The sequence below is a fragment of the Frankia sp. CcWB3 genome (genome assembly GCF_977927595.1).
Genome location: NZ_CDWRCK010000292.1, coordinates 1 through 4723, shown reverse-complemented (window position 1 = coordinate 4723; position 4723 = coordinate 1). Strand labels below are relative to the sequence as shown.

Below are 4723 nucleotides of genomic sequence, written 5' to 3'. Positions count from 1 at the left end.
GCTCACCTGGGCGATGCTGGCCGTGCTGATAAGCCCGTCCTTCCACCACCTGGACCTGCCCCGGCCCGCCTACGACGACCTGCTCGCCGAGCTCACCGACCTCGTGCTGGACACCCCGCTGCCCGGCACCCGCACCGCATCGCCGCCGCGACCAGCCGGACCACCACCAGCCGGACTGCCACCGGCCGGACTGCCGCTGCGGCCGGCCTCCCGCCGCGAGGCGCTGCTCACCCAGGCGGTGCGGATGTTCGCCACCCACGGCTACGCCGGCGTCGGCATCGAGGACATCGGCAACGCCGTCGGCATCACCGGCCCCAGCGTCTACCACCACTTCCCGAGCAAGCTGGACATGCTGCGCACCGCGTTCCAGCGCAGCACGGCCGCCCTGTTGATGGACGTCAGCGCGATCTATCGGGCTTCGAACGACGCCGCCGACGCCCTGCGCCGGCTGCTCGGCTCCTACCTCCGGTTCACCCAGGCCCACCACGACCTGATCGGGCTACTGATCACCGAGGTCGAGCATCTGCCGGAGGACAAACGCCACGTCGCCCGCCGGGCCCAGCACGACTACCTCACCGAATGGGTTCACCTGCTCCGGCTCGTGCACCCCGAGCTCGACCCCACCGCCGCCCGGATCCGGGTGCACGCCGCGGTCTCCGTCGCCAACGACACGGCCCGCACCCCGCACCTGCGGCACAACCCGGGCCTGCCGGCCGCGGTCGAGTCGATCTGCGGCCGGCTGCTCGGGCTCTGACCTGGCGCTTCCCCGGACCGCGCGCGACCGCGCCGGTGGCCACCGGTGGCGCCGGTGGGTTCGATCAGGCCGAACGAGGCGCGTCCGCGGACGGGTGCCGCACCGCCCGCGCCAAGCCCGAGTCCGCGACCAGCCGGGTAACGGTCAGCGTGACGGTGTAGGTGGCGGTGGCGAGGGCAAGGATGGCGAAGCTCGGGGGGATCCGCGGGGCGAGGTAGCTGGTGGTCAGTCCGGCCCAGGTCACCGCGACCGCGACCGCGGTGGAGATCATCATTCCATGGTAAGGGCGGGCGGTGAGCCGGTGGGCGGTGCCGGCGGGTGCGGCGAACAGGCCGAGGAGCAGCAGGGCACCGACGGCCTGGGTGGCCTCGGCGGCGGTCGCCCCGACAAGGCCGAGGAAACCGACGCCGAGGAGGCGGACGGGGACACCTCGGGCGGCCGCGACCGCGCCGTCCAGGCTGGCGAACAGCAGGGGGCGCCCGATCGCGATGGTGGCGAGGCAGAGGAGGACGGCGAGTATGGCAGCCTCCCAGGCGTGGGAGGCGTCCAGGCCGAAGATCGAGCCGAACAGGACGGTGACGCCGGCGGTGCCGTTGCCGGTGTTGCGGTGGGTGGTGTAAAGGGTAAGGAAGAGCACCCCGAGGCCGAGGACCCAGGCGAACACGCTGCCGATGACGACGTCGTCGGCGTGGCCGCGGGGGCCGAGCGCGCCGAGGGCGCCGAGGGCGCCGAGGGCGCACCCGACGGTGACGGTGGCGGCGAACAGGCCGACGCGGGCATCGATCCCGGTGGCCAGGGCGGCGAGTGCGCCGGTGAACGCCACATGGGACAACGCGTCGGCGGTGAAGACCTGGGCGCGCAGGACGAGGAAGTAGCCGACGAGTCCGGCCGCCATAGCAATCCCCGTTCCGGCGATGAACGCATGCTGCATGAACGGGTGCTCGAACATCGCGGTCAGTCCGGTGTCCGCCGTGGCTGCGGTCATGCTGCTGCTCCGGTCGTCCGGGGGACGCGGGCGGCCCGGCCGAGCAGGTCGCGCGCGCCGACGGCGAGACGGGCGAGGAGGTACAGGCCGAAGGAGAAGCTGGTGATGAAAAAGCCGAACGGATAGGGCGAGTAGTAGGCCACGGTCAGCCCGGCCCAGGTGACCAGCAGGCCTAGCAGCACGGTGAGCGTGAGGCTGAGGGCCGGTCGGGTGGTGAGGACCTGTGCGGTCGCGGCCGGGATGACCAGCAGGGTGAAGACGAGGAGGGTTCCGGTGATCTGGCTGACCTCCGCGGCGGTGCTCCCGAGCAGGATCAGGAAAACCACCGACAGACCCCGCACCGGCACTCCGGCGGCGGCGGCCACAGCTGGATCGAGCGAGGCGAACAGCAGCGGCCGCCCGATGAGCGCCAGCACTGCCAGGACCGCCACGGCGACGGCGGTCAGCGTGAGGACCATGTCGTCGGTGATTCCCAGGAAACTGCCGAACAGCAGCGTGTTGACCCCGCCGAAGAATCCCTTGTACAGGCTGACGAACAGGAATCCGCAGGCCAGCGCGAACGCCTGGACGGTACCGATGATGGCCGACTCCGCGGCCCGCCCGGCTGCCCCACCCAGCCCGGGGACAGCAGCGATGATCAGCGATGCGGTGAGGCAGAAGGCGAAGTAGCCGTAGGTCGCGCCCAGGCCGAGCCAGATCGCCCCGGCCGCGCCCGGGAAACCGGCCACGGCGAGGGTGTGGCCGGCGAAGGCCTGGCGGCGTAGGACCATGAACCATCCAGTTGCCCCGGCGGTCAGCGCGACGATGGTTCCGGCCCGGAACGCGTTCACCATGAACGGGTAGGCGAACATCTGCCGGACGTCGCGGACCAGGTTCCACGACAGGCCCGCGTCGGTCGCGACCACCGCCGCAGTGATCACAGGTGGCCGGTCCCGTTATGACGGTCGGTGTGTACAGCGGGCGGCTCGGGCTGGCCGACGACGACAAGGCGCCCGTCGGAGGTGGTCAGCACCTCGATGGGGGCCTGGTAGAGCCGGCTTAACGTCGCACTGGTGATGACCTCGGCGGGAGAGCCCGAGACCGCACCGCCGGCGGCGAGGTAGATGACCCGGTCGAGGCTGGGCAGGATCGGGTTGACGTCGTGGGCGACCATCAGCACGGTCACCCCCGCCGTCTGGCAGATAGTGCGGATGAGGGCCGCGACCGCGGCGGCGTTGGGCGGGTCCAGGCTGTCCAACGGTTCGTCGAGGAGCAACAGCCGGGGCCGGCGGGCGAGCGCCTGGGCGATCAGAAGCCGCTGCTGCTCCCCACCGGACAGCCGGCCGATCGACTGGTGGGCGTAGCCGGTGGCGCCGACCTGCTCGACGAGTTCGGCGACGCGCCACCGCGCTGTCCGGGCGCGATCTCCGCCGGGCAGCGGCAGACCCCACCGGTGGCCGTCGAGACCGAGGCGGACGATGTCAAGCCCCCGGATCCGTACCGACGGGTCGAAGCTCCGTCGCTGCGGCAGATAGCCGACCTCGGCGCGGGCCCGCCCGGGATGCCGGCCCAGCACCACCACCCGCCCCGCGGCCAGCGGCAGCAGGCCAAGGGCCGCCTTGAGCAGGGTGGACTTACCGACGCCGTTGGGACCGAGGATCGCGACGAACTCCCCCGCGCCGGCCTCGACGCTCACCCCGCTCCATACCATCCGCCTGCCGAGACGAACCGCCGCACCCTCGAACATCACCGCCGATGCGGCCGATGCGGCCGGCCGGTCGCTGCCGGCCGGCGCCACCGCCTCGTCAACCTCGGCGCTCGAGCCGCCGGATCGAGGGTACGCCACCGCCGCCATCCTCGTTACCTTCCGCTTACGTGCCGGTTGCCACTTACTTGCCGGTTGCCTGCGCCAGCGACCCGCGCAGGGCTTCCAACTGGGCGACCTGCCACTCCTGGAACGATGCTCCGGCCGGGACGAGCGTCTCGGTGATGGTGGTCACCGGGATGTGGGCCGCCTTCGCCTCCTCAACCTGCCGTTGCACGTCCGGGGTGGCGTTCTGGCTGTTGTAGACGTAGACTTTGATCTTCCCGGTCTTGATCTGACTGTCGATGGTGCTCTTGTCCGCGGCAGTCGGGTCGGTGCCCTCCGAGATCGCGCGCAGGAAGGCCGGCGGGGTCAGCAGGTTCAGCCCGAGCGCCGGGGACAGCATCTCGAAGATGCTCTCCGAGGCCCCGACCGGCGTCCCGGCGTACTTCTTCTTGATCGTTGCGATGAGATCGGTGTACGGCTTGAGGGTCGTGGCGGTGAAGGATGCCCGCTGCTGATCGAAGTAGCCCGCGCCAGCGGGGTCGATCTTCTTGTAGTCGGCGGTGACCTGGTCGATCACCTTCGCGACGTCATCCGGGTTGTACCAGCGATGTGGGTTGTCGCCGTCCTTCGCGCCGACCAGGTCGCCGACGGTCAGCGTCACCCGCCCGGCCGCCGGGTTGGCCGCCGCCAGCTTGCCCGCCCACGGGTCGTAGCCGACGCCGTTGTCGATGAACAGCCGCGCACCGGCGATCGCCCGGCCGTCGGCGGGGGTCGGCTCATAGTCGTGCGGGTCGGCGTCGGGATTGTCGATGATGCTGGTGACCGCCACCCGATCGCCCCCCAGCTGGGCGGCGATGCTGCCCCAGAAGTTCTCGGCCGCCACCACAGCGATCTTCCCGCTGCCGGTGGCGCCGGTCCCGGTGTCCTCCGACGAGGACGTCCCACACGCGGCCACGACCATCGCCACGCCGGCGGCCACTACCCCCAGGCCGCGCGGCATCCGCCCGGGCCGCACCCGCCAGCGCCGCGCCGTGACCAGCCGTGCACCATCCACCACGATCTCCCTGCTTGTCACCCGACCGGACCTGCTAGCAGTACCGGGATTCATTTTCGCAAAGGTAGCGGCTAATGGAAACCGTTACAAGTTCGAGTTCGAGCGGTCGGCGATGACGCGGGGCGGGCCTCCCCGCCGCCC

General features: G+C 71.3%; 5 protein-coding genes. 1 reads left to right on the top strand and 4 read right to left on the bottom strand.

The features are described 5' to 3' along the window. A partial coding sequence (locus ACY5KJ_RS17715; protein WP_462203889.1) for a TetR/AcrR family transcriptional regulator occupies positions 1-754 on the top strand: 754 nt, incomplete at its 5' end. 64 nt (positions 755-818) lie between these two features. On the opposite strand, the gene ACY5KJ_RS17710 is transcribed toward ACY5KJ_RS17715, so the two are convergent. The 4 genes from ACY5KJ_RS17710 to ACY5KJ_RS17695 are packed head-to-tail and all read right to left on the bottom strand — an operon-like array spanning position 819 to position 4582. Next, positions 819-1739 carry a metal ABC transporter permease gene (locus ACY5KJ_RS17710; RefSeq protein ID WP_462189058.1) on the bottom strand — a complete coding sequence of 307 codons (921 nt, stop codon included), beginning with the start codon at positions 1737-1739 and terminating at the stop codon, positions 819-821. Further along, positions 1736-2659, bottom strand: a complete 924-nt coding sequence (locus tag ACY5KJ_RS17705) for a metal ABC transporter permease (RefSeq protein ID WP_462189056.1) — start codon at positions 2657-2659, stop codon at positions 1736-1738. Before ACY5KJ_RS17705 ends, ACY5KJ_RS17710 begins: the two co-directional genes overlap by 4 nt. After that, the gene (locus ACY5KJ_RS17700; protein WP_462189054.1) at positions 2656-3573 is read right to left on the bottom strand and encodes a metal ABC transporter ATP-binding protein; all 918 of its coding nucleotides are present in this window, start codon (positions 3571-3573) and stop codon (positions 2656-2658) included. The genes ACY5KJ_RS17705 and ACY5KJ_RS17700 overlap by 4 nt, the downstream gene beginning before the upstream one ends. 34 nt (positions 3574-3607) lie before the next feature. Beyond that, positions 3608-4582 (bottom strand): metal ABC transporter solute-binding protein, Zn/Mn family, encoded by a 975-nt coding sequence (locus tag ACY5KJ_RS17695; protein WP_462203888.1) that lies wholly within the window; start codon positions 4580-4582, stop codon positions 3608-3610. Positions 4583-4723 lie beyond the last annotated feature (141 nt).

Excerpts from the sequence above, each read along its gene's own strand:
- ACY5KJ_RS17700 (WP_462189054.1), bottom strand. The coding sequence starts at position 3,573 with ATGGCGGCGGTGGCGTACCCTCGATCCGGCGGCTCGAGCGCCGAGGTT.
- ACY5KJ_RS17710 (WP_462189058.1), bottom strand. The coding sequence starts at position 1,739 with ATGACCGCAGCCACGGCGGACACCGGACTGACCGCGATGTTCGAGCAC.